Here is a 23,246-nt window from a genome sequence, read left to right as displayed (position 1 = left end):
AGCGAGTCATGACCTCTGAGAGTTCGGACCTGCTCGCCCCGCTCGACCTCGCCTTCTGGAGCATCGAGTCCGCCGAGCACCCCATGCACCTGGGGGCACTCGGCGTCTTCGCCGCGGACTCGCCGTCCGCCGCCGCGCACGCCGCCGACCTGCTCGCCGCCCGCGCCCCGGCCGTCCCGGGCCTGGGCATGCGGATACGGCACGTGCTGCTGCCCCCCGGCGGCGCCGAGCGCACGCCCGCACCCGGCTTCGACCCGCTGGACCACGTCCACCTCGCCCCGCCCGCGGCCGACTTCCACGCGGCGGCCGGCGCGCTCATGCAGCGGCCCCTCGACCGGTACCGGCCGCCGTGGGAGGCGCACGTCCTGCCCGCCGCCGACGGGACCTCGTTCGCGGTCCTGTTCAAGTTCCACCACGCCCTCGCCGACGGACTGCGCGCCCTCACCCTGGCCGCCGGGGTCATGGACCCGATGGAACTCCCGCCCACCCGCGCGCCACGGCCCGTCCCCGAGACGCCGTGGTGGCACGCCCTCGACCCGCGGCGGCTGCCCGGCACCGTCGGCTCCGCCCTCGCCGGGGTCCGCACCGCCGCCACCGACGTCGGCCGTGCCCTCGACATCGGCGTCTCCGTGGCCCGGGCGACCTGGGACGTCCGCTCCTGCGACGCCCTCACCTCCCGGCCCACCGGCACCCGCCGCACCGCGGGCGTCGCCCTGGACCTGGACGACGTGCACCGGGTGCGCAAGACCGTCGGGGGCACCGTCAACGACGTCCTGATCGCCGTCGTCGCCGGGGCGCTGCGGCGCTGGCTGGACGAGCGGGGCGACAGCAGCGAGGGCGTGGCTCCGCGCGCGCTCGTCCCGGTCTCGCGGCGCCGCCCGCGCACCGCCCACCCGCAGGGCAACCGCCTCTCCGGCTATCTGGTACGGCTGCCCGTCGACGACCCGGACCCGCTGGCCCGCCTGCGCGCCGTGCGCACCGCCATGGACCGCAACAAGGACGCGGGCCCCACCCGCGGCGCGGGCGCCGTCGCGCTGCTCGCCGACCACGTGCTCCCGATCGGCCACCGCGTCGGCGGCCCCGCCGTCGCGCACGCCGCCCGGCTGCTCTTCGACATCCTCGTCACCAGCGTGCCGCTGCCCAGCCTCGGCCTGCGCCTCGGCGGCTGCCCGCTCACCGAGGTCTACCCCTTCGCCCCGCTGGCCCGCGGACAGGCGCTCGCCGTCGCCGTCTCCACCTACCGCGGCCGTGTCCACTACGGCCTGGTCGCCGACGCCGCCGCGGTGGGGGACCTGGACCTGCTCGCGCGCAGCCTGGACGCCGAACTGGCCGCGCTCGTGGCCGTGTGCGAGCGTGCACGGGGAGTGGCGGGCGACCGTTCGGGTTTGGTACCGGGCGCCCGGGCTACGTAAAGTTCCGCTTTTGGAGCTTCCGCGGTCACCTCAGACGAGCCGCGGCACGAGTGCGGTGAGGAACGACAGCGGCCATGACGGTGACAGAGGACAGCCAGCAGCAGGGTGCCGGCGCCGTTGCGTACGACCGCGGGGGCGACCGGGGGCACGAGGGACACGAGGTCACCGCGGGGGACCTCGGCCCGTACGGCCCGGGCATCGACCCCGAGCGGCTCGCCGTCTGCCTCAGCGTCCTCGACGAGCTGGACCAGCTGGACGTCGACCACCCCGACGCGATCACCGTGCGCCGCGCCACCGCCGGGATCTACCGCACCGTGAAACAGCGCCGCCGCCAGGAGCGCAGGGCCGCCAAGACCGCCCACGACAAGGCCGTCACCGAGGCCACCGCCACCGGCTCCGCGCAGCGCATCGACGACGAGACCGAAGGCATCCTGCCGTCCTCCGTCACCGAGGCGGGACAGATCGCGGGGATACTCCAGCGCCCCCGCTCCTGCTACACCTGCAAGAAGCGGTACGTGGAGGTCGACTACTTCTACCACCAGCTCTGCCAGGACTGCGCCGCCGAGAACCGCGCCAAGCGCGACGCCCGCGCCGACCTCACCGGCAAGCGCGCCCTGCTCACCGGGGGCCGCGCCAAGATCGGCATGTACATCGCGCTGCGGCTCCTTCGCGACGGCGCGCACACCACCGTCACGACCCGGTTCCCCAAGGACGCCATCCGCCGCTTCAAGGCGATGGAGGACTCGGCGGACTGGCTGCACCGCCTGGAGGTCGTCGGCATCGACCTGCGCGACCCCGCGCAGGTGGTCGGCCTCGCCGAGCAGGTCGCCGGGCAGGGCCCGCTCGACATCCTCATCAACAACGCGACGCAGACCGTGCGCCGCCTGCCGTCCGCCTACGCCGCCCTCGTCGAGGGCGAGAGCGCCCCGCTGCCCGCCGGGGAGCTGCCCGCCCACCAGGTGATCGGCGCCTTCAACTCCGGCGCGGTCGGCGAGCTCGGCGGCCCTGCCGCGTTGCCCGTCGGCGTCAGCGGCCTGGACGCGCAAGCGGTCGCCGACCTCGCCCTGGTCGCGGGCAACGCCAGCGTCGAGCGGCACCTGGCGGGCACGGCGATCGACGCGGGCGGCCTGGTGCCGGACGTCGTCGACACCAACACCTGGGTGCAGACCATCGAACAGATCTCCCCGGTGGAGCTGCTCGAGACCCAGCTGTGCAACTACACCGCGCCGTTCATCCTCATCAGCCACCTGCGGCCGATGATGGCCGAGGCCGCGAGGAAGGCGGCGAGCGGACGCGCCTACGTCGTCAACGTCTCGGCGATGGAAGGCGTCTTCGGCCGCGGCTACAAGGGCGCCGGGCACCCGAACACCAACGCCGCCAAGGCCGCGATGAACATGGTGACGCGCACCAGCGGCCAGGAGATGTTCGAGGCCGACGGCATCCTCATGACCTCGGTCGACACCGGCTGGATCACCGACGAGCGCCCCCACCACGACAAGCTGCGCCTCGCCGAGGAGGGCTTCCACGCCCCGCTCGACCTGGTCGACGGTGCGGCCCGCGTGTACGACCCGGTGGTGCGGGGCGAGGCGGGCGAGGACCTGTACGGGGTCTTCCTGAAGGACTACAAGCCCGGCAAGTGGTAGTCACGGCAGGGCCGGGTGTGCCTCGCGAATAGGGCATGTCCGGAATCCTCCCTTTGTTTTGGCGCCATCGAGCAGACCCGCGCTCATTTGGTTAACCTAGGGCGAACGGACGGCCACGAGGCGCACACCAGCGTCTCTACGCCGCCCCGGGACAGGCTGCGACCCGCTGCCGCGATCCCGCCCGGACACGGCGCCACCGCGACCGAGAAGACAGCGCAGTAAGCGCGGCCATCGTTCTTCCGTTACGCGACACAAAGGAGTGCGCGGTGACACCAGATCTGACCAAGCAGGAGAAGCGGCCGACCGATCGTGGCGGCGAGCGGGGCGGACGTCCCCAGAAGCTCCGCAACCTGGACTCGTGGGCCAAGGCGGCCCCCATCCGGCTCGCCGGATACGAGGACGACCTCGCGGAGCCGCACATCCTCCCCGGCATCGACTGACCCTGTGTGAGTGCGCCCCACGCCCCCCGTCGCGCGTCGCGGCGGGGGCGCGGCATGTCCGGGGGCGCGTCGGGGCGCCTCGCCGTCGGCGCCGTCCCCGCCGCGATCCTTCCCAAAGAAAATCTGCAAAAAGACTTTGGGAAAGTGCTCGGGGCGTTCTACGCTCGGCGTATGGCAGACGAAGAGCGTGACGCGGAGCGCCCCGCGGACCGGGCACGGCCCCCGGCCGGGCGGGACCACCTGCGGGTTCTCGACCCGGAGCGGGAGCCCGCCGCCATCAAGGCGCTGACCCATCCGCTGCGGGTCCGGCTGCTCGGCCTGCTGCGCATGGACGGGCCCGCCACCGCCAGCGAGCTCGCGGCCAGGACGGGCGAGTCGTCCGCCTCGACCAGCTATCACCTGCGCGTCCTCGCGAAGTACGCGTTCGTCGCCGAGGCGGAGCACCGGGACGGCCGGGAGCGCCGCTGGCGCGCGGTGCACGCGGTGACCACCTGGGACGACGCGGCGATGGAGGCCTCACCGGTCGGCCGCGAGTTCACGGGCAAGATGGCCCGCCGCCAGATCGCCCACCTGGGGGAGTCCCTCGGGTGGTACGAGGCCGCAAGGGCCGCCGGACGCGTGGGGCAGGAGTGGCTGGAGCCGTCCGGCCTCACCGACCTGCTGCCGATGCTGACGCCCGAGTCGCTGGCCGAGCTGAAGCAGACCTTCGAGGACAAGCTGGAGGAGCTGACGGCACGGGACGCGGGGGAGGCGCGGGCCGAGAAGGTCGTGGTGTTCTTCGCGGGGCTGCCGGTCATGGGGCGTGTGGAAGGGGAGGCGGGGGTGGGGGTGCCGGAGGCGGGGGACCGACCGGCGGAAGGCGCCGCTGGGGCGGAAGTTGACACCGGGGCGCAAGGTGTCACCGGGGCGGTCGAGGCGGACGGAGGCGCCGAGGCGGACGAGGCCGGGGCCGCCCCGAGACGCGTGCGGGGTTACACCCATGACTGATACCCGCGCCGCCCCACCCGCACCCGGCCCCCTCGACCCCCGCACCGCCCGCCGTCGCTACGTCACGGTCTGCGCGCTGTTCTGGCTGCCGCTCGGCCTCGCCATCGCGCCCATGGTGGCGCTCATGACCGAGCGCGGGCTCGCCCTCGCGGCCGTCGCCGGCTGCATAGCCGCGCACTCCCTCACCGCCGCCGCGCTCGAACTCCCCACCGGAGGACTCTCCGACGTCCTCGGACGCCGCGCCGTGCTCGCCGCCGCGGGCCTCTTCGACCTCGTCGCCCTGGTCCTGCACGCGCTCGGCACCACCGCCTGGGTGCTCGCCCTCGGGATGGCGCTCAAGGGCGCGGGCCGCGCCCTGTCGAGCGGCCCCGCCGAGGCCTGGTACGTCGACACGGTGCACGCGAGCGCGGGCCCCGACGCCGAGCTGCGCACCGGCCTGGCCCGCGGCGGCGCCGCCACCTCCGCGGCCCTCGCGGCCGGGGTCCTGATCGGCGGCGCCCTGCCCTGGCTCCTCGGCCTCGGCCCCGACCTCGGCGCCCGCATCGGCGACGCCACGTCCGGGCTCGTCATCCCGCTGTCCGTACCGGCCCTGCTCGGCGTCGTCGTCGAGGTCGGCTTCCTCGCGTACGTCCTGACCGCGCTGCCCGAACCGCCCCGGGAGCGCACCACCCTGCACGGAGTCCTGCGCGGAGTCCCCGCCACCGTCGTCGCCGGAGTGCGCCTCGGCGGCCGGGACGCGCTGGTGCGGCGGATCGTCCTGAGCGCCGGCGCGGCGGGCAGCGCACTGATCACCGTGGAGGTCCTCACCCCCGGCAGGGCCGTCGACCTGACCGGCGCGCCGGAGTCGGGGGCGGTGCTCTTCGCGGGCCTCGCCTGCGCCGGATACCTGTGCTCGATGGCGGGCAGCCATCTCGCGCCGCCGCTCGCCCGGTACGCGGGCGGGAGCGAGCGCGCCGTCCTCGTGGGCCTCGGCGCCGCGGCGGGCGGCCTGCTCCTGCTCGGCCTCACCGCCGTCTCCTCGGGCCCGGCCCCGCTCACCCTGGCGGTCATCGGCTACGCCCTCGTGTACGTGGGGCTCGGTGCCGCGGGCCCGAGCGAGAACGACATCCTGCACCGGCGCGTCGACAGCAAGGGCCGCGCCACCGCCCTGTCCGTCCAGTCGCTCTCCCTCCAACTGGTCGGCGCCGGAACGGGATTGGTCCTCGGACACCTCCCTGCGGGCTCCCCGCGCTGGCTGCTCGGCGGCGCCGTCATGCTCGCGGGCGCCCTCCTGTGGGTGCGCCGTCGCACGGTGGCGGAGGATACGGGGAGTGCGAACAGCGCGGAGGGGGCCGGGGACGGCAAGATCGGTGAGGCGGCGCGGTCCGCGGCCGGCACGCCGGAATCCCCGCCGCTCCCGCACCCTGGAGCACAGTGAGCACAGTGAGCACAGTGAGCACAGCGAGGACCCACGCCCGTACGCACGCGAAAGGCACGCCCTGATGCGCACCATCCACGTCATCGCCCACCCGGAGGCCACGCACCACATCGAGAAGGTGGTCGGCGGCTGGCACGACTCCGACCTCACGCCCGCCGGGCGCGGCGCCGCGGACGCCATCGCCCGGGCGCTGCGCGCCGACATCCCCGAGGGCGCGGACGTCGAGGTGATCTCCTCGGACCTGCGCCGCGCCGCGCACACCGCCGACGCGGTGGGCGAACTCTTCGGTGTGAAGCCGCTCCTGGACCGCAGGCTGCGGGAGAAGTCGTACGGCGAGGCGGAGGGCGGACCGCAGGAGTGGCTGGACCGGCGGTTCGTGCCGCCGCCGGCCGAGGGCGACCGGATGGGGCACCACGAAGGCCTGCCGGGCGCCGAGACCAGAGGCGACTGCGCGCGCCGCGTCTACGACGCCATGGCCGAACTCCTCCAGCGCCCGCGCGAGCACCAGATCGTCGTCACGCACGGGTTCGCCGCGACCTTCGTCGTCGCGGCCTGGATCAAGATGCCGTACGACTCCGTCGGCTCCGTCAGCTTCCGGGCGCCGTCCGGGAGCATCACGGTGCTGCACGAGGACGACTTCTTCCACAACCGCCAGGTCGTCAGGGTGGGGGACACCCGCCACCTCGACGCACCCTGACGTGACGTCACCTCGGCGCGGGGCCGGGCGCCGTCAGGATCCAGAGACGGTGGTCCCAGCCGATGTCGTGGCAGGCCCCCACCGCGAGCCCGGCCCGCTCCGCCAGGGCGGTGAGACCGGCCACGTCCCGTACGCCGGAGCCGAACGCGCACTTCAGGCGCAGGTGGTCCAAGGGGGCGTCGGCGTCGTCCGGGTCGGCCGCGGTGACCTGCTCGACCAGGAGCAGCGTCCCGTCGGCGGCCAAGGCGGCGGCGGTCTCGGCGAGCAGGTGCGCGGCGTCCTCGTCGGCCAGCCAGGCGAGTTGACGGCACATCAGCAGCGTCCGCGTCCCGGCCGCGGGCGCCGCACCCGTCTGCGGCACCAGCTCGACGTGCGGCAGCACGTCGGTGTCCAGGATCTCCTCGCGCAGCACCCGCAGGACCGAGGGGAGCGCGGTGACGCGCGCCCGCAGCCCGGGGAAGGCGTGCACCAGGGCGTTGACGACGGTGGCCGAGCCAGGCCCGGTCGCGGTCACCTCGGGCACCGCCGACCAGTCGTGGGCGCGCACGACACCGGGGGCGATCCAGCGGGCCTCCTCCTCGACCGCGGCCCGTGCCGTCCCGGCGAGCCGGGCGTCGTGCGCCATGGCCTCGACGAAGGTCTCCCCGGCCGCGGTGCGGTAACCGGCCCTGCCCGTCAGCAAGGTGGGCACCAGACCGCTCAGCGAGGCGTCGAGCGCGGCCTGGGCACCGCCGAGGTGGTACTCGTCCGCTGAGTGGTCGTCCTCGACCAGTTCCTCGCTGACGGGGGTGAGCCGGTAGCCGTCGCCGTCGAGGGCGAGGAGGTCGATGGACACCAGGTAGGAGAGCAGCGCCGTGAGGGTGACCGGGTCGGCGCCGGTGCGCTCGGCGAGCCGGGCCGCGTCCCGCGTACCGCCGTCCACCAGCTCGAACAAGCCGAGGGTGACGGCGGCGCGGATGGCGTGGCCGGGCGCGGGGTCGGTCAGCAGGTGCAGGCGCTCGTGCGCGTCGTCGGCCTCCTCCTGCGGGTGGTCGGCGGCGGCCGGGCCGTGCGCGTCGGCGTCGCCCGGAGCCGCCGGGGCGGGTGCGGTGCGGCGCCAGTAGCCGGTGATGTGGGTGTGCTCGCGCGGCACTTGGCGTTCGGTGACCAGGTGGCGGCGGATGCCCTTGAGCGTCACGGTCTCGCCCGCGACCCAGGCGTACGCGGTGCCCGGCAGCCACTCCATGTCCCGTACCGCCCGCTCCAGGAGGTCGGTCGTGCCCGCGGGGGCGCCGTCGCGGGACAGCCAGACGACCTCGGCGTCCGCGCGCGTCGGCAGCTCCTGGCGGTGGCTGTCGTCGGCGATCTCGACGAACACGCGGGCGACCGTGCCCGCGGGCATCTCGGCGAGCCACCGGCCGATCGCGGGCAGCGCCGTCTCGTCGCCGACGACGAGCAGCCAGTCCACGCCCTCGGGGTGGCTGTGGGACATCTTGGGCCCCGCGATCCACGCGCTCTCACCGGGCGCGACCCGCTCCGCCCAGGTCGAGGCGACACCGCCCGCGTGCCGGACGAAGTCGAAGTCGATCTCACCGGCGTCGGGATCGAGGCGGACGGGCGTGTAGTCCTTGGCGACGGGCCGCCCGTCGGCGGGCCAGTCCAGGCTGCTGACGTTCTGTCCGGGAAGCACGAGCGTGCCCTCGTCGTCGGCGAAGAAGAACTTCACATGGTCGTCGAAGCCCTCCGTGCGCAGCTCGGGCAGGTCGAGCCCGTCGCGTGTGAAGGCGCGCAGCTGCGCGCCGCCCAGGGTGAGGCGCCGCATCCCCGGGGTGATGTTCTCGGCGCGCAGGACCGTCAGCTCCCTGAGCACGATGGGGAACGTGACGACCGAACGGGGGTTGCGGGTGGGCATGGTGGTGCTCCTTCTGCGTGCGCGGGCCCACGGGGTGCGGGGTGCTGCGTGCTGAGTGGGGAGGGCAGGGGGTGCGGACTGCGGGTGCGGGTGGTCGGTGGTGGGGGCGCGGGGGGGGGGCCCCCGGGGGGGGGGGGGGGGGGGGGGCCCCCCCCCCCCCCCCGCGACGGCGTCGGCGAGGATCGGTGTGAGCTTCTCGACGACCCAGGGGGCGTTGAGCGCGTCGGGGTAGGCGATGGCGGAGGACAAGGTGTTCTTCGCGGGGATGACCGCGGTGTGCTTCTTCTTCACCACGTCCAGGGACCGGAACAGCTTGTTGCTCTCCAGCTCGGACGCGGAGAGCAGCCCCTCGTCGCCGAACGGGTAGGTGAGCAGCAGGACGTCGGCCTCCAGCTCGTCCAGGTTCTCCAGGCCGACCGCGTTCTTCTTGGCGGTGTGGTCCTTCGCCTTGGCGGTCTTGCGCAGGCCCAACTGCTCGAAGACGCCCGGGTCCTGGTCGGCGTGGGACATGAAGGTGATCTGCTCGGGGTGGACGACCGCGTACGCGTACGTCTTGCCCTTGAACTCAGGGTGCGCGGCCGCCGCGTCGGTGACGGCCTTCTCGTTGGCCGCGATGATCTTCTCGGCGCGGTCGCTGAGGCCCAGTGCCCTGGCGGCCGTGGTGAGCCGCTCCTGCCAGGTCAGGGCGTCGGCGTCCTTCTTGTCGGCGTAGGTGACGACCGGGGCGATCGGCTTGAGCTTGGCGTAGTCGGCCTCCATCGACCAGGTGCTCATGCCGAGGACGACGTCAGGGGCCTCGGCCGCGATGGCCTCGTAGTCCGTGCCGTCCGTGTCGTCGTACGTCTTCAGCTTGTCGACGCCGAGCTTGTCCAGGGCGCGCTTCTTGTACTCCGGCACGGGGCCGCCGTCCTCCGCGTCCGGCGTGATCACCGGTACGACGCCGAGGGCGAGCGCGATGTCGGTGTCGCCGTCGGACACGGTGGCCACCTTGACCGGCTTCTCGCCGACCTCGGTCGTGCCCCAGGCGTTGGCGAGGGACACCGGGAAGGCCCCGGAACCCGCTCCTGCCTTGCCGGACTTGTCCCCCTTGCCGTCGTCGGCGCCGCCGCACCCGGTGACGAGGGCGAGGCAGGCGGTGGCGGCGAGCAGGATCCGGGTGGCGCCGCGTCCGGTGACGGGTCTTGCGGGGCGGTTCATGGTCATATCTCCTGCGTGAGGTGGCGGCGGCCGAGGGGGAAGATCTGCGGCCGGTCGGAACGGGGGTGCGGGACGACGACGCAGTCCAGGCCGAACACCTCGGCCACGAGGTCGGCGTCGAGCACCTGTGCGGGCGGGCCCTGGCGGACGACGCGGCCGTCGCGCAGGGCGACGATCGTCGAGGCGTACAGGGCCGCCTGGTTGAGGTCGTGCGAGACGAGCACGATGGTCTTGCCGGTCTGTTCGTTGAGGTCGGCGAGCAGGTCGAGGACCTCGATCTGGTGTGCGATGTCCAGGTACGTGGTGGGCTCGTCGAGGAGCAGCGTCGGGGTGTCCTGGGCGAGCGCGAGGGCGATCCAGACGCGTTGGCGCTGGCCGCCGGAGAGCGCGTCGACGGGCCGGTCGACCAGGTCCGCGGTGCCCGTGGCGAGCAGCGCGTCGGCGATGACCTCGTCGTCGGCCGCGGTGCGGCGCTGCCCGAACTGCCGGTGCGGGTGGCGGCCCCGCCGGACGAGGTCGCCCACGGTGATGCTCTCCGGGGCGAGCGGCGACTGCGGCAGGATGCCGAGGCGCCGGGCCACCTCCCGGGTGGGCAGGCGGTGGATGTCGGCGCCTTCGAGCAGCACCGATCCCGCGGCGAGCGGGAGGAGCCGGGCCAGGGACTTGAGGAGCGTCGACTTGCCGCAGGCGTTGGGGCCGACGAGCGCGGTGATCCGGCCCGCCTCGATCCGCAGGTCCAGGCCCTCGATGACGGGCGCGTCGCCGTAGCCGGCGGTGATGCCGCGGGCCTCCAGACGCGGTGCGGCGGCGGGCGCGTGGGGCGAGCTGGTGAGGGTCTTCGGTGTCACGAGGATGCCTTCTTCCGGCGCCGGAGGATCAGCCAGACGAAATAGGGGGCGCCGAGGAGCGCGGTGAGGACCCCGGTGGGCACCGGGCTGATGAGCGGGGCGTTCTGCGCGAGGACGTCGGCCCCGATGACGAGGACGGCACCGACGGGCGGCGCGAGGACGAGGGCGCGGTCCGCTCCCGCGAGCCGCGCGGCGACGGGCCCGCTGATCAGCGAGACGAAGCCGATGGGCCCGACCACGCTGGTGGCGAGGGCGGCCGCGGCCGCGCCGACGAGCAGCGCCGCGACGCGCACGAGCCCCACCCGGGTGCCGAGCCCGGTGGCGAGCTGGTCGCCGAGGGACATGCTGCCGAGCGGCCGGTGCAGCAGGGCGGTGGCGAGCAGGCAGCCGCCGAGGCCGAGGGCCAGGGTGGTGACGCCGTCCCAGTCCGCGCCGCTGGTGCTGCCGACGAGCCAGCGCATCGCGAGGGCGATGCTGTGCTGATCGGCCACGGTGAACAGATAGTTGGTGTACGCGGTGCAGACCGCGCTCAGCCCGATCCCGACAAGGACCAGGCGGTACGTGTCGACGCCGCGCCGCCAGCTCAGCGCGTACACCGCGGCGGCGAGCACGAACGCCCCGGCGACCGCGGCCAGCGGGGTGCCGAGGGCCACCGAAGCGGGCGCGTACAGGAGCACGGTGGTGGCACCGGCGCCCGCTCCCGCCGAGATGCCGACGATGTCGGGGGTGGCCAGCGGATTGCGGATCAGCCGTTGGTAGAGGGCGCCCGCGAGGCCGAACAGCGCGCCCGCGAGCAGCGCCGCGAGGGCCCTCGGCATCCGCAACTGGAAGATCATGTAGTCGGCGAGCCCGGTGCGGAGCCCGAACGCGGCGGGCAGCACGTCGGCCGGGTCGACCTTGCCGACGCCGCCGAGGAGGACGGAGGCCGACGTCAGGCCGAGCAGCAGCACGGCGAGCACGACACCGACGAGGGCGGTCCTGCGGCGCCGGGCGCGACGGGTGGCGCGCAGCCGGGCGAGGGTGTGTTCCTTGGACGCGGCGGGGGCGGGCCGGGACCCGACGGCGACGGCGCTCACATCCGCACCAGGTTCCTGCGGCGGGCGAGCCAGACGAAGAAGGGGGTGCCGACGGCCGCGGTCATCACGCCGGCCTGGACCTCGCCGTGGTCGACGACGAGCCGTCCCGCGGTGTCTGCCGCCGTGAGCAGGACCGCGCCGAGCACCACGGCCAGGGGCAGGGACCAGCGGTGGTCGGGTCCGGCGAGCAGCCGCGCGCAGTGGGCGGCCACGAGTCCGACGAAGGAGACGGGGCCGACGGCGGCGGTGGCGGCGGCGCACAGCAGCACCGCCACGGCGGCGCTCGCGAGCCGGGCGCGCTCCACCCGCACGCCGAGGCCGCGGGCCGTCTCGTCGCCGAGGCTCAGGATGTTGAGGGTGCGTCCGAGCGGCAGGGCGAGCAGAAGGCCCGTGGCGACGAAGGGGACGGCCTGGTCCAGGACGCCCGCGCGGCCGGTGAGCTGGCCGACGGACCAGAAGCGCAGATGGGCGTGGACCGCCTCGTCGCGGACCACCATCAGCGTGATCAGCGAGGACATCACGGCGGCGAGCGCCACCCCGGCGAGGACCAGGCCGAGCGTGCTGCTGCCCGCGTCGGTGCGGGTGCCGATGAGGTACACGAGCACGGCGGTCACCCCGGAGCCGAGCAGCGCCATCCAGAAGTAGCCCCGCACGCCGGTCAGATCGAGGAAGAGGATGCCGAGGACCACGAACATCGCGGCGCCCTGCTCGATGCCGAGGATGCCCGGGTCGGCGAGGGGGTTCAGGGTGAGGGCCTGCATGATCAGGCCGGAGGCGCCGAGGGCCGCGCCGACGGCGAGCCCGAGGAAGGTCCGGGGGATGCGTTCGGTCCACAGGACCTGGGCGTTGTAGTCCTCGGCGCCGGGGTGCAGCAGGATGCGGACGATCTCCATCGGCGAGATGTCCCGGGCGCCGAGGCCGACGCTCGCGATCAGGGTGGCCGCGAGGGCGGCCACGGCGAGCGTCGTGACGAGGGCGGCGCGTGCGTGCCGCGGTCTCGGGCGACGCCCTCCGGCCAGTGGCGACGGTGGCGTCACCGGCGGGGACGTAGGGGTCATGGGTGGTTGTGCTCCTCACAAGTCGTACAAAAAGTTAGGTTACCCTTACCTAGCTTTCGACGATCCAAGTCGGAGGCGCACGGCTCACACTCAGGGGTCAATCCATGAACTCCGAGGTCAGGGGGAATCGGTGAGGGCGGACGCGCGGTACGAAACGGTGTGGCCGGACGACGACTTCGTGACGCCGGAGGGGCATCCGACGCATGTCCACGACACCCACCAGTTCCTCTATGTGCCGCTCGGACGCATCGTCGTCACGGCCCGCGGCGTCGACTACGAGCTGTCGCCCTCGGTCGCCGTGTGGCTGCCCGCGGGCCTGCCGCACAGCGCCCGCTTCGACCCCGACGCCCTGGTGCTCAGCGAGACGTTCGACCCCGCGCGCCACCACCTGCCGTACGGCGGCGCGACGCTCGTGAACGTCAGCGCGGCCCAGCGGCGCGTGCTCCTCGGCCGCATGCGCGACGCCGACGTGCCGGGGGCGGCGGCCGACGACGCCTCCCTGTTCACGGCCCTGACGGACGGCCACGCGGACTGCCTGCCGCTGCCGCAGCCCACGAGCCGAGCGGCCCGTGCGGTGGCGGGGGCGCTGCTGCGGCGGCCCGACGACCAGCGGACCGCGTCGGAGTGGGCGGAGCGCCTCTTCACCAGCTCGACGAGCCTGCGCCGCGCCTTCCGTGCCGAGACGGGGCTCCCCTTCTCCGAGTGGCGCACCCGGCTGCGCCTCAACCAGTCGCTCACGCTCCTCGCCCAGGGGCACCAAGTGGGCGCGGTCGCGGCACGGGTGGGGTTCGTGAGCACGAACGGCTACATCCTCGCGTTCCGCAAGCACTTCGGGCGGACGCCGGGTGCCTACGCGCGGGCGCGGGCGGAGGGGAACGGTGCCGGAACCGGCGCTTCCGTGGCGGTGCGGGGGCGCTCCGCAGGGTGAGCGTGAAGCCCTGGTCTGTGCCGATTCGGGCGCCCGTAGCCCGACTTGACTCCGGACGCGAATCGATCATTGGGTAAGGCTCGCCTTATCGCGTGGGCGGTTCGGAACATCCGGAGACGAGGACACGACCATGGCCGCTGCAGTCGCCCTTCCCGCCCCCGCAGGAGCCCTCCGTGCGGGCGCGTGACCTCCTCGTCGACGTCGAACCGCTGCGCACCAGCGTCGACTTCCGCGCCATCTTCGTCGCGCGCGTCGTGTCCCTGTTCGGCCTCGGCATGGCGGCGGTCGCCCTGTCCGCGCAGGTCTACGCGCTCACGGGGGCCACGTTCCAGGTCGCCGTCACCAGCATGATCATGAGCGTCACGGTGCTCCTGGGATCGCTGTGGGGCGGCCTCGCGGCCGACCGCAGCGACCGGCGCCTGCTCATCATCCGCGCCCGGTCCTGCGCCGCTCTCGCCTTCGCGGGCCTCGCCGTCAACGCCTTCCTGCCCGAGCCCCGGCTGTGGGCGATCTTCGTGTGCGTGGCCCTCGACGGTCTGGCCACCGGCGTGAGCGTCACCGCGCTCATGGCGGTCGCGCCGACTCTCGTACGCCCCGACCAACTCCCCGCCGCCGGGGCCCTGATCTCCCTCACCGGCGAGATCGGCTCGATCGCGGCGCCGTTCCTCGGCGGGGTGCTGCTCGCCCTGGGCGGCCCGGGTCCTGTGTTCGCGTTCACCGCTGTGACCACGGGGGTGACGACGCTGCTGCTCCGCAGGGTGGGACCGCTGCCGCCGATCCTCGACGAGGCCCCGGACGAGACGCCCGGAGCGGGCCCGCGCGAGAACCCCGACGGCACCTCCGGCAACGGCGTGGCGGGCGACAGCGGTTCGCTGCTCGTCGCGTTCCGGTACGCCGCGCACGACCGCGTCGTCGGCGGCCTCCTGGTCCTGGGCGGCGTCACCGCCCTGTTCAACCTGCCGGTGGTCCTGTTCCCGGAGATCGTGGACACCCGCTTCGGCGGCGGCGAGGTCATGCTCGGCCTGCTGTACACCGCCCCCGCCGTGGGCGCCGTCCTCGTCTCGGCGACCAGCGGCTGGGTCACGCGGGCCGCGCGCCCGGGGCGGATGCTGCTCGCCGCCGCGTGCGTCGGCGGCCTCGCGACCATCGGGTTCGGCCTCAGCGGCCAGGTCGCGGTCGCCGTCGTGATGCTGGCGGTCGCGGGCGCGGCGGGCACGGTCCACGAGATCCTGGAGTACGCCCTCGTCCAGCACCACACCCCCGACCGGCTGCGCGGGCGCGTCGTCGGCGTCCTCACCACCCAGGGCACCACGGGCGACGTGGTCGGCGACGTGGAAGTCGCGGTGGTGGCACGGTGGTTCAGCCCGGCGGGCGCGGCGGTGGTCAACGGCGCGGTGTGCGCCGTGGCGGCGGTGCTCGTGGCGGTGTGCGTGCCGGGGCTGCGGCGGGCGACGCTGCCGGGGTCCGAGGCGCCGGGGGCGGAGGTGGCGGGGGCCGAGGTGCCCGGGGCGGAGGTGGCGGGGGCCGAGGCGGCGGATCCGGCGGTGCCTGACGGTGAGCGGGAGGCCGCGGAACCTCGTCCCTGACGCGGGGGTTGGTGGGGGTCCGCCCTGGCCAGGGGCCGGGGCGGGGCTGGTCCGTTGCCCGGGGTTGGTCCGAGCACAGGGTGAGCCGTTGCCGGGCCGGGGCCGCCGGAAGGAAAATCCCCTGCCCCGGCCGCCACCGCCGGATACCTTCGCCGCCATGGCATCCGAACACTCCCAGGACCCGCGCCTGGCCGCGCTCTACGACCCGCTCGACCCCGACCGCGGCGACCTCGACCCGTATCTGCGCCTCGCCGAGGAGTTCGGGGCCCGGCAGGTCCTGGACATCGGCTGCGGCACCGGCGTGTTCGCGCTGCTCCTCGCCGCGCGGGGCGTCGACGTCGTCGGCGTCGACCCGGCGGCGGCCTCCCTCGACGTGGCCAGGGCCAAGGCGGGCGCCGAGCGGGTGCGGTGGATCCACGGCGACGCGACGGCACTGCCGCCGCTGCGGGCGGACCTCGCGACGATGACGGCGAACGTCGCCCAGGCGATCACCGATCCGGGGGAGTGGCGGGCGACCCTGAAGGGGGCCCGTGCGGCGCTGCGGCCGGGCGGGCATCTCGTGTTCGAGACCCGTGTCCCGGCGCGGCGCGCCTGGCGGGAGTGGAACCGCGAGGCCTCGTACCGCGTGACGGACGTGCCCGGATTCGGCGTGGTCGAGAGCTGGTTCGACCTGCTCGACGTCGACGGGCCGCTCGTGACGTTCCGCGGGACCTGTGTGCTCGCGGCGGACGGGTCGGTCCTGACGGCGGACTCGACGCTGCGGTTCCGCGAGCGCGAGGAGGTCGAGGCGGACCTGGTCGCCGAGGGGTACGCGGTGGTGGACGTACGCGACGCGCCCGACCGGCCGGGCAGGGAGTTCGTGTTCCTGGCGCGCAGGCCCGCGACGTGAGCCGGACCGCCCGCGCCCGTACATGACCCGGACCCCACGAAGCCCTCACGTGAACGGCCGCACCACCCACCGCCGCACCACCTCGGCCGCCGCGTCCGCGACCGCATGCCCCGCCGGGCGAGTCACCAGGTCACTGAGGGCGAACAGGTCGAGGACCCGGCCCAGGTACTCCCAGTCCGCGGCGAGGGGACGGGCGTGCTCCCCCGTGCGGAATCCCGCGCGGAAGCCGTCGAGGAACCCGTCGGGGTAGGCGTCCCCGAACCGCAGCATGTTCGCCGCGTCCCCGTACGGGCAGCCGGAGTAGGCGAACTCCCAGTCCAGGACGGCGTCCACGCGCCAGCCCGAACCCGCCCGCGACACCAGGATGTTCTTGGGGTTGACGTCGGCGTGCACCAGGCAGGCCACATGATCCACGCGTTCGAGGGCGGGCGCGTGGGCCTCGCACAGCTTCACCCAGGCCCGCCGCGTGGCGGCGTCGAGCCGGTCCCGGGGCGCCGCGGCCACGCACGCCTCGGCGACCTCCGGCAACTGCCGCGACCACGGCTGCTCGTCCCGGCCGACCGTGAGCCGGTCGTCCGTGAAGAAGCCGGGCCGGCCGAACGTCACGGTCCCGACGCGCGCGACGACGCGGCCGACCTCGGTGCCGAGCGCGGTCAGGGAGTCCCGGTCGACCCCGCCGCCGCCGAGCACATGGCTGAGCGGCGTCCCCGGCACGTACTCCAGGACCATCGCGGCGCGGGCCTCCTCCGGCTCCACCACGGCGGGCAGCACGTGAAGGACCTCGGGCACCGGCACCCGGGCCCGGCCCGCCGCCATCACCGCGGCCTCCACCGCGGGCGCGGCCCCGCCGAGCCGCGCGACCACACGCCCGCCACCGGCGAGTTCGAGCAGCGCCGTCTCGTGGGAGAACCCTCCCGCCAGCGGGCGCGCCCCGACCACCGCACGGCCGAGCGCCTCGCTGATCCGCAGTGTCTCCGTCCGGTCCATGGCCCCAGTCTCCCCGACGCCACAAGGCCCGCGACCCGATGCCACAAGGCCCGCGAGGCGCCCGCACGCCACGGGACCGCCGGGCTCCGCCCTGCCTCACCCGGACACCGGCCCCCGCACCACCCCCGTGCTCTCCCGCTCGATCAGCCGCGGCAGCGGCACCTGCACCGTCTCCGACGGGCCGTCGTCGAGGAGCCGGAGGAGTTCGCGTGCCGCCGTCCGGCCGAAGGACACCGTGTCGCGGGACAGCGCGGTGAGCCACGGGTGCACCATCCGGCACAGCGCCGAGTCCTCCCAGGCCACCACCGACACATCGTCCGGCACGCCGAAGCCGAGGGAGGCCGCGGCGGCCACCCCGGCCACCGCCATCACGTCGTTGTCGTACACCAGGGCCGTCGGCGGTGTCCCCGAACCGAGGACGCGGCGCGTGACCGCGGCGCCCTCGGAGTCCGAGTAGTCCGTGGTCACCGAGCGCACCTCGGTCAGGCCGCGCCGGTCGGCCTCCGCCCGCAGGGTGCGGATGCGGCGCTCGGTGTGCGCGAGGCCGGGCAGGCCGGCGATGTGCACGACGCGGCGGTGGCCGAGGGCGTGCAGGTGGCCGACGACGGACGCCATCGCGCCCGCGTCGTCGGCCCAGACGGTGGACAGGCCCGGGCGCGGCGCGCTCTCGGGGTCGGGCACACCACCGGTGACGACCGCCGGAATGCCCAGCTCCGAGAGCAGCGCGGGCCGAGGGTCGTCCGTGCGCGGGTCCACGACGAGGACCCCGTCCACGCGGTGCTCGGCCCACCACCGCCGGTACACCGCGCACTCCGCCTCGACGTCCTCCACGACCTGGAAGAGCAGCCCGAGTTGGCGCTCGGCCAGGACCTCCTGGACCCCGGAGATCAGCTGGAGGAAGAACGAGTCGACGCCGAGCGTGGCCGCGGGCCGCGCCACCACCAGGCCGACCGTCGCCGCGCCCTCGCCGGACAGGGCGCGGGCCGCGGTGCTCGGGCGCCAGCCCAGCTGCTCGGCGACCCTGCGCACCCGGTCGCGGGTGATGTCGGAGACGCCGGGACGGTCGTTGAGCGCGAAGGAGACGGCGCTCTCGGAGACTCCGGCGCGCCGTGCGATGTCCTTCATGGTCGGCCGGCGTGCCGGTGACCGCTTGCCTTGCACGCGTTGCCCCTTTCCGCCTGCGGCGTTACGCAGGGTCCCTGCCGCGGTACACGCATGCTTTGCCGGGTACGCACGGCGGCTCGACCTCGTACGTACTAATGCGCTTGAGCCCGGTCAGCCTAAAGCGCATTAGCTGTTCCTCGCAAGGGATTCAACCACCCCTTCTGAGCTGCGAGTTCGTACCCGCGAACAGGATCCGGAACAGCAAATCGTCACCAATCCATTGACTTTTTACTTCCGCTCCATGCAGGGTCTGCCTCGGCACGATTCGCCGCGGCCTGCGCCGCGGACCGAGGTCGTGACCGCCCACGCCGGGCCGAGCAAAGGAGCCGTTCACCGTGCGTCATTCCCGGATATCCAGAAGCCCCCGCAGGGCGGTCGTCGCCGCCGCGCTCGCCGCCGTGATGCTGCCGCTGAGCGCGTGCGGTGGCGGCGACGAGAGCGGCTCGTCCGACGCCTCCGGCAAGGTCGAGGGCGAGATCACCTTCCAGACCTGGAACCTGAAGGCCAACTTCAAGTCCTACTTCGAGGGTCTGATCGACGACTTCGAGCAGAAGTACCCGGACGCGAAGGTGAAGTGGGTCGACCAGCCCGGCGAGGGCTACGCCGACAAGATCAGCGCCGACGCCGCCGGAGGCACCCTGCCCGACGTCGTGAACGTCTCGCCCGACCTGGTGGCCCCGCTCGCCAAGGCCGGCATCGCCCTCGACCTCGACAAGTCGGCGGGCAAGTACGAGAAGGAGTACCTGCCGGGCGCCTGGAAGAGCCACCAGGTGCCGGGCCTGGAGGGCACGTACGCCTTCCCCTGGTACCTGAACACCGGGCCGCTGTTCTACAACAAGCGCCTGTTCAAGGACGCGGGCCTGGACGCGAACAAGCCGCCGAAGACCTACGACGAGCTGTTCGACGACGCCGAGGAGCTGGCGAGGAAGAGCAAGGGCAAGGTCGCCACCCTCGCCAACGTCCCGACGATCGAGGACTTCGGCCGCTACGGCGTGCCCCTGATGAACAAGGAGGGCACCGGCTTCACCTTCAACGACGCCAAGGGCGTCGAACTCCTCACCCAGTACAAGGAGTTGTACGACGCCAAGGCCCTGGACGGGCAGGCGCTCACCGCCACGCCGGAGTCGACGGGCAAGAAGTTCCTCACCGAGGCCGTCGCCATGAACCCCGGCAGCGCCCTGGACCTGGAGAAGTTCAAGAAGGACGCGCCCCGGCTCTACCAGAACATCGGCATCACGCCGCAGATCAGCAGCACCGGCAAGGACAACATGTACGTGATGGGCGTGATGGTGAACACCCGCACCAAGCGGACGCCCGCCGCCGTCGCCTTCGCGCACTTCGTCACCGACGCGCAGCGCCAGATGTCCTTCGCCAAGAAGGTCGCCATCTTCCCCAGCACCAAGGGCTCCCTGGACGACCCGTACTTCACCAAGCAGGACGGCTCGGACGAGACCCGGGTGCGCATCGCCGCCGCCAAGTCCCTGAAGACGGCCGTGAACTACACGCCGGTCCTGTTCAGCGAGCAGATGAAGATCGAGCTGCGCAACGCCGTCGCCCGCGCCCTGCAGGGCAAGCAGAGCCCCAAGGAAGCGCTTGACAACGCTGTCAAGGCCTGCGACCGGCTGCTGAAGCAGAGCTGAGCCCTGAGCACATGAAGAGCACAGCAGCCGCCCCCGCGCCGGTCACCACCAGCCCCGCCAGGGCCCCGAAAGCCGCGTCCCCGCGCCGCATCCGCCGTCAACTCGTCACCAGCCCCTGGCTGTTCGCCGCACCCGGCCTCGCCGTCGTCGGCGTGTTCATCCTCTACCCGTTCGTCAGCACCATCATCAACTCCTTCACGGACAAACGGCAGTTGGTCGAGGGCAAGTACGTCGGGCTCGCTAACTTCCGCGAGCTGCTGCACGACGACATGTTCTGGATCGGCCTGCGCAACAGCACGCTGTACGTCCTGGTGGTGGTGCCCGCGCTCGTCGTGCTCCCGCTGCTCCTCGCCCTGCTCGTGCAGAAGCAGATCCCCGGCATCACGTTCTTCCGGTCGGCCTTCTACACCCCGGTGGTCGCCTCCATCGTCGTGGTCGGCCTGATCTGGGTGTGGATGCTCGACGAACGCGGCCTGGTGAACGCCGTCCTGGAGGCGGTGGGCGCGGGGAAGGTCGGCTTCCTCAGCGACCAGTGGCTGCTGCTGTTCTCCGCCATGGCCGTCACGGTCTGGAAGGGCCTCGGCTACTACATGATCATTTATCTCGCGGCGCTCGCCAACGTGCCCCGCGAACTGCACGAGGCCGCCGCCGTGGACGGGGCCGGGCCGGTGCGCCGCTTCCTCTCCGTCACCGTCCCGGCCGTCCGCTCCACCATGGTCCTGGTCGCCGCGCTGTCCTCCGTCGCCGCCTTCAAGGTCTTCTCCGAGGTGTACCTGATGGCGGGCCCGACCGGCGGACCCGCGGGCGAGGACACCACCCTCGTCATGCTGGTCCAGCGCACCGGCACCGGCCTCACCGGCCGCGTCGGCTACGCCTCCGCGATCTCCGTGGTCATCTTCGTCGTCACCGTCGCGCTGATGCTGCTCGTGCTGCGCGCGGACCGGAAGGAGGACAAGTGATGCCCGCGCCGACGACCACCACCGAGGACGCCCCCGAGCGCACGGCGGACCCGTCCGAAGCGACGCCGCGTGCGCGCGGGCGGCGCCGGCGGGTCACCGACGAGAACGGGCGCCGCATGCCCCTGTGGGAGCTGGTGCTGCGCTACACCCTGCTCCTCGTCATGCTCGCCCTGATGATCGGGCCCTTCCTGTGGCAGCTCTCCACCTCGCTGAAGGGCCCGCACGAGAACATCTTCAGCTCCCCGCCGAGCTTCCTGCCCTCCGACCCGACCCTGCACAACTACGAACGCGTCGCCGACACCATCCCCGTCTGGGACTACGCCCTCAACTCCCTGAAGGTCGCCGCCGCGAACGTCTTCACCAACTGCGTGGGCGCCGCCCTCGCCGGCTACGCCCTGGCCCGCCTGCGCTACCGCGGCCGCAAGGCCGCCACGCTCGTGTTCATCCTGGCCATGCTGGTGCCCGTCGAGGGCATCATCATCGCCCAGTTCACGACGATGCGGGACCTGGAGCTGAACAACACCCTCATCGGCGTGCTGCTGCCCGGCTGCATCTCCGCACTCAACGTGCTCCTGATGCGCAACGCCTTCCTCAACGTGCCCTACGAAATCGAGGAAGCCGCCTTCGTCGACGGGGCGAACGTGTGGCAGCGGTTCTTCCGCATCGCCCTGCCCGCCGTGAAGGGCACCCTCGCCGTCGTCGCCATCTTCGCCTTCATGGGCGCCTGGGACGACTTCCTGTGGCCCCTCATCGTGCTCAGCGACCCCGACAAGTTCACCCTCACCATCGGCCTCAACTACCTGCACGGCACCTTCGCCAACGACGAACGCCTCGTCGCCGCGGGCACCGTGATCGCCGTGCTGCCGCTGATCGTGCTCTTCGCCTGCCTCCAGCGGTACTTCTTCCGCGGCGTCGGCGAGGGCGCGGTCAAGGGCTGAGGCCCGCGGCACCCCGCACCCGTTCCCGCACCAGCGCCCCAAGAACCAGGATCCGCATGACGTCTGACGACCAGCGCGGCGCGGCCCCCGCCGCACCGCCCCGCTTCGGCGCCAACTACACCCCGAGCCAGGGGTGGTTCCACCACTGGCTGGACTTCGACCTCGACGCCGTACGCCGTGACCTCGACGCCGTCGCCGCCCTCGGGCTCGACCACGTCCGGGTCTTCCCGATCTGGCCGTACTTCCAGCCCAACCGCACCCTGATCCGGCCGCGCGCCGTCGAGCAGCTCGTCGCCCTCGCCGACGCCGCCGCCGAGCGCGGGCTCGACGTGAACGTCGACGGGCTCCAGGGCCATCTGTCGAGCTTCGACTTCCTGCCCGCGTGGACGCAGACCTGGCACCGGCGCAACCTCTTCACCGACCCGGACGTGGTGTCAGGACAGCGCGCCTATCTGCGCACCCTCGCCGCCGCGCTCGCCGACCGGCCCAACTTCATCGGCATGACCATCGGCAACGAGATCAACCAGTTCGCCGCCGGGCCGCACCCCGACCCCGACCGCATCACCCCGGAACAGGCCGACGCCTGGCTGCGCGACGTCCTCGCCGCCTGCGAGGAGGGCGCCCCCGGGCGGCTGCACCTGCACGCCGAGTACGACGCCGCCTGGTACCAGGACGACCAGCCCTTCACGCCCGCCCAGGCCGCCCGGCTCGGCGCCGTCACCGCCGTCCACTCCTGGGTCTTCAACGGCACCGCCCAGCGGCACGGGCGCGACGCCGCCGTCACCGGGCAGCACGCCGCCTACATGATCGAGCTGTCCAAGGCCTGGGCCCTCGAACCCGGCCGGCCCGTCTGGCTCCAGGAGGTCGGCGCGCCCGCCCCCCTCATCCCCGCCGCGGACGCCGCCGCCTTCACCGAGGCCACCGTCGCCGCCGCGCTCGACTGCGGGGACGTGTGGGGGGTCACCTGGTGGTGCTCCCACGACGTCTCCCGCTCCCTCGCCGACTTCCCCGAACTCGAGTACAGCCTCGGGCTCCTCACCAACGACGGGCGCGTCAAGCCCGCCGGGGAGTCCCTCGCGCGGCTCGCCAAGGAGTGGCGCGACGGGCGTCCGGCGCCTGCGCCCCGTCCCACCGCGCTCGTCGTCGACGTCGGCCCCGACTTCTCCCGGCGGTCCGTCTGCGCGCCCGGCGGGGACGTCTTCGAGGCCTTCGCGCGGCTCGTCGCGGACGGGGTGCGGCCCGCGTTCGTCCTCGCGGAGCGGGCGGAGGACGCGGCGCACCTCGCCGCACGGGGCATCGAGGAGGTGGTGCGGCCGCCCGAGGTCCTGGGCTGAGCGGGGCCCTGCCGGGGGCTCCCCAACCCCACCCCTTCCCGAAACTGGGGCTCTGCCCCAGACCCCGCTCCTCAAACGCCGGAGGGGCTGATTTCAGCCCGTCCGGCGTTTGAGGACGAGGCGCGAAGCGCCGATCAGCGGGGGTCCGGGGGCGC

At 73.5% G+C, this 23,246-nt stretch carries 19 protein-coding genes; 13 read left to right on the top strand and 6 right to left on the bottom strand.

Features of this window, described 5'->3' with window-relative positions; translation table 11 throughout:
* The first annotated feature begins 8 nt into the window (after positions 1 to 8).
* From AB6L24_RS04765 to AB6L24_RS04740, 6 genes are all read left to right on the top strand, one after another.
* Positions 9 to 1,412, top strand: a complete 1,404-nt coding sequence (locus AB6L24_RS04765) for a wax ester/triacylglycerol synthase family O-acyltransferase (RefSeq protein ID WP_405652434.1) — start codon at positions 9 to 11, stop codon at positions 1,410 to 1,412.
* Positions 1,413 to 1,486: 74 nt separating this feature from the next.
* On the top strand, positions 1,487 to 3,055 hold the full coding sequence (locus tag AB6L24_RS04760; RefSeq protein ID WP_405652432.1) for an SDR family NAD(P)-dependent oxidoreductase: 1,569 nt from the start codon (positions 1,487 to 1,489) through the stop codon (positions 3,053 to 3,055).
* 266 nt (positions 3,056 to 3,321) lie between these two features.
* Positions 3,322 to 3,495 carry a hypothetical protein gene (locus tag AB6L24_RS04755; protein WP_405652430.1) on the top strand — a complete coding sequence of 58 codons (174 nt, stop codon included), beginning with the start codon at positions 3,322 to 3,324 and terminating at the stop codon, positions 3,493 to 3,495.
* A gap of 171 nt (positions 3,496 to 3,666) precedes the next feature.
* Positions 3,667 to 4,482, top strand: coding sequence for an ArsR/SmtB family transcription factor (locus AB6L24_RS04750; RefSeq protein WP_405652428.1), 816 nt, complete (start codon positions 3,667 to 3,669; stop codon positions 4,480 to 4,482).
* Positions 4,475 to 5,899: an MFS transporter gene (locus tag AB6L24_RS04745; RefSeq protein ID WP_405652426.1), complete on the top strand. Its 1,425-nt coding sequence runs from the start codon at positions 4,475 to 4,477 to the stop codon at positions 5,897 to 5,899. Before AB6L24_RS04750 ends, AB6L24_RS04745 begins: the two co-directional genes overlap by 8 nt.
* Positions 5,900 to 5,963: 64 nt before the next feature.
* On the top strand, positions 5,964 to 6,596 hold the full coding sequence (locus tag AB6L24_RS04740) for a histidine phosphatase family protein (protein ID WP_405652424.1): 633 nt from the start codon (positions 5,964 to 5,966) through the stop codon (positions 6,594 to 6,596).
* Between the two features lie 7 nt (positions 6,597 to 6,603).
* On the opposite strand, the gene AB6L24_RS04735 is transcribed toward AB6L24_RS04740, so the two are convergent.
* Genes AB6L24_RS04735 through AB6L24_RS04720 form a run of 4 tightly spaced genes read right to left on the bottom strand, consistent with a single transcriptional unit; the run spans position 6,604 to position 12,666 of the window.
* The gene (locus AB6L24_RS04735) at positions 6,604 to 9,684 is read right to left on the bottom strand and encodes an SIP domain-containing protein (protein ID WP_405652422.1); all 3,081 of its coding nucleotides are present in this window, start codon (positions 9,682 to 9,684) and stop codon (positions 6,604 to 6,606) included.
* 2 nt (positions 9,685 to 9,686) lie between these two features.
* Positions 9,687 to 10,532 (bottom strand): ABC transporter ATP-binding protein, encoded by an 846-nt coding sequence (locus AB6L24_RS04730; protein WP_405652420.1) that lies wholly within the window; start codon positions 10,530 to 10,532, stop codon positions 9,687 to 9,689.
* On the bottom strand, positions 10,529 to 11,608 hold the full coding sequence (locus AB6L24_RS04725) for a FecCD family ABC transporter permease (RefSeq protein ID WP_405652418.1): 1,080 nt from the start codon (positions 11,606 to 11,608) through the stop codon (positions 10,529 to 10,531). The genes AB6L24_RS04730 and AB6L24_RS04725 overlap by 4 nt, the downstream gene beginning before the upstream one ends.
* Entirely contained in the window at positions 11,605 to 12,666 is a 1,062-nt protein-coding gene (locus tag AB6L24_RS04720; RefSeq protein ID WP_405652416.1) for a FecCD family ABC transporter permease, read from the bottom strand. The genes AB6L24_RS04725 and AB6L24_RS04720 overlap by 4 nt, the downstream gene beginning before the upstream one ends.
* Positions 12,667 to 12,796: 130 nt before the next feature.
* On the opposite strand from AB6L24_RS04720, the gene AB6L24_RS04715 reads away from it, so the two are divergent.
* The 3 genes from AB6L24_RS04715 (at position 12,797) to AB6L24_RS04705 (ending at position 16,069) form a co-directional block, all read left to right on the top strand.
* Positions 12,797 to 13,594, top strand: a complete 798-nt coding sequence (locus AB6L24_RS04715; RefSeq protein ID WP_405652414.1) for a helix-turn-helix domain-containing protein — start codon at positions 12,797 to 12,799, stop codon at positions 13,592 to 13,594.
* Positions 13,595 to 13,767: 173 nt separating this feature from the next.
* A complete protein-coding gene (locus AB6L24_RS04710; protein ID WP_405652412.1) occupies positions 13,768 to 15,180 on the top strand; it encodes an MFS transporter in 1,413 nt (470 codons plus the stop codon).
* Positions 15,181 to 15,337: 157 nt separating this feature from the next.
* Positions 15,338 to 16,069: a class I SAM-dependent methyltransferase gene (locus tag AB6L24_RS04705; protein ID WP_405652410.1), complete on the top strand. Its 732-nt coding sequence runs from the start codon at positions 15,338 to 15,340 to the stop codon at positions 16,067 to 16,069.
* A 45-nt stretch (positions 16,070 to 16,114) separates the two neighbouring features.
* Here the strand turns inward: AB6L24_RS04705 and AB6L24_RS04700 are convergent, their stop codons facing one another.
* Positions 16,115 to 17,056: a phosphotransferase gene (locus tag AB6L24_RS04700; protein WP_405652408.1), complete on the bottom strand. Its 942-nt coding sequence runs from the start codon at positions 17,054 to 17,056 to the stop codon at positions 16,115 to 16,117.
* Positions 17,057 to 17,152: 96 nt separating this feature from the next.
* Positions 17,153 to 18,181 carry a LacI family DNA-binding transcriptional regulator gene (locus AB6L24_RS04695; protein ID WP_405652406.1) on the bottom strand — a complete coding sequence of 343 codons (1,029 nt, stop codon included), beginning with the start codon at positions 18,179 to 18,181 and terminating at the stop codon, positions 17,153 to 17,155.
* Positions 18,182 to 18,621: 440 nt separating this feature from the next.
* On the opposite strand from AB6L24_RS04695, the gene AB6L24_RS04690 reads away from it, so the two are divergent.
* Genes AB6L24_RS04690 through AB6L24_RS04675 form a run of 4 tightly spaced genes read left to right on the top strand, consistent with a single transcriptional unit; the run spans position 18,622 to position 23,091 of the window.
* Complete coding sequence (locus tag AB6L24_RS04690) at positions 18,622 to 19,860, top strand: extracellular solute-binding protein (RefSeq protein WP_405657033.1); 1,239 nt, start codon at positions 18,622 to 18,624, stop codon at positions 19,858 to 19,860.
* An 11-nt stretch (positions 19,861 to 19,871) separates the two neighbouring features.
* Entirely contained in the window at positions 19,872 to 20,819 is a 948-nt protein-coding gene (locus tag AB6L24_RS04685; protein ID WP_405652404.1) for a carbohydrate ABC transporter permease, read from the top strand.
* Positions 20,819 to 21,757: a carbohydrate ABC transporter permease gene (locus tag AB6L24_RS04680; RefSeq protein ID WP_405652402.1), complete on the top strand. Its 939-nt coding sequence runs from the start codon at positions 20,819 to 20,821 to the stop codon at positions 21,755 to 21,757. The genes AB6L24_RS04685 and AB6L24_RS04680 overlap by 1 nt, the downstream gene beginning before the upstream one ends.
* A 56-nt stretch (positions 21,758 to 21,813) precedes the next feature.
* A complete protein-coding gene (locus AB6L24_RS04675) occupies positions 21,814 to 23,091 on the top strand; it encodes a glycosyl hydrolase (protein ID WP_405652400.1) in 1,278 nt (425 codons plus the stop codon).
* Positions 23,092 to 23,246: the final 155 nt, after the last annotated feature.

The sequence above is a fragment of the Streptomyces sp. RK9 genome (assembly GCF_045070545.1).
Taxonomy (GTDB): domain Bacteria; phylum Actinomycetota; class Actinomycetes; order Streptomycetales; family Streptomycetaceae; genus Streptomyces; species Streptomyces alboflavus.
This window is presented reverse-complemented; position numbering and strand designations above follow the sequence as displayed.

Coding starts and splice junctions, on each gene's coding strand:
- AB6L24_RS04700 (WP_405652408.1), bottom strand. CDS start 17,056: ATGGACCGGACGGAGACACTGCGGATCAGCGAGGCGCTCGGCCGTGCG.
- AB6L24_RS04745 (WP_405652426.1), top strand. CDS start 4,475: ATGACTGATACCCGCGCCGCCCCACCCGCACCCGGCCCCCTCGACCCC.
- AB6L24_RS04690 (WP_405657033.1), top strand. CDS start 18,622: ATGCTGCCGCTGAGCGCGTGCGGTGGCGGCGACGAGAGCGGCTCGTCC.
- AB6L24_RS04760 (WP_405652432.1), top strand. CDS start 1,487: ATGACGGTGACAGAGGACAGCCAGCAGCAGGGTGCCGGCGCCGTTGCG.
- AB6L24_RS04695 (WP_405652406.1), bottom strand. CDS start 18,181: ATGAAGGACATCGCACGGCGCGCCGGAGTCTCCGAGAGCGCCGTCTCC.
- AB6L24_RS04740 (WP_405652424.1), top strand. CDS start 5,964: ATGCGCACCATCCACGTCATCGCCCACCCGGAGGCCACGCACCACATC.
- AB6L24_RS04750 (WP_405652428.1), top strand. CDS start 3,667: ATGGCAGACGAAGAGCGTGACGCGGAGCGCCCCGCGGACCGGGCACGG.
- AB6L24_RS04675 (WP_405652400.1), top strand. CDS start 21,814: ATGACGTCTGACGACCAGCGCGGCGCGGCCCCCGCCGCACCGCCCCGC.
- AB6L24_RS04705 (WP_405652410.1), top strand. CDS start 15,338: ATGGCATCCGAACACTCCCAGGACCCGCGCCTGGCCGCGCTCTACGAC.
- AB6L24_RS04720 (WP_405652416.1), bottom strand. CDS start 12,666: ATGACCCCTACGTCCCCGCCGGTGACGCCACCGTCGCCACTGGCCGGA.
- AB6L24_RS04735 (WP_405652422.1), bottom strand. CDS start 9,684: ATGAACCGCCCCGCAAGACCCGTCACCGGACGCGGCGCCACCCGGATC.
- AB6L24_RS04765 (WP_405652434.1), top strand. CDS start 9: ATGACCTCTGAGAGTTCGGACCTGCTCGCCCCGCTCGACCTCGCCTTC.
- AB6L24_RS04680 (WP_405652402.1), top strand. CDS start 20,819: ATGCCCGCGCCGACGACCACCACCGAGGACGCCCCCGAGCGCACGGCG.
- AB6L24_RS04685 (WP_405652404.1), top strand. CDS start 19,872: ATGAAGAGCACAGCAGCCGCCCCCGCGCCGGTCACCACCAGCCCCGCC.